This window comes from Microbacterium sp. GbtcB4 (assembly GCF_019091465.1).
GTDB classification, from domain to species: Bacteria; Actinomycetota; Actinomycetes; order Actinomycetales; family Microbacteriaceae; genus Microbacterium; species Microbacterium paraoxydans.
The window spans coordinates 1-233 of sequence record NZ_JAGXJJ010000659.1 but is presented as its reverse complement, the minus strand read 5'-3'; the positions used below and the strand labels follow the sequence as shown (position 1 = coordinate 233).

The 233-nt window shown below is 42.9% G+C and carries 1 protein-coding gene; it reads right to left on the bottom strand.

Annotation, left to right across the window (positions count from 1 at the left end; translation table 11 throughout):
• Window positions 1–188 (bottom strand): hypothetical protein (locus KVS71_RS19170; protein WP_217585322.1); only part of this gene is annotated, 188 nt, incomplete at its 3' end.
• Window positions 189–233 lie beyond the last annotated feature (45 nt).

Sequence of the window (233 nt, the reverse complement as noted above, 5' to 3'; positions counted from 1 at the left end):
CTTCTGTTTTGTCTTAACATAACGTCCTTCACGCTATACACCGACGGCATTTTGCAGATGATTCGTTTTTTCTTAAAAAACATCACGCTCATGCTCAACATCGAACTCATATGTTTGGTAGTATCGCTTATTGCTACGGCGGTTATTGATTTTAACTTGTTTTCTTGCGTGCTGATCGGTACGCTCATCTTCCTACGCACCTACCGAACGTACAGCTTTTCTGCCCCCTACCA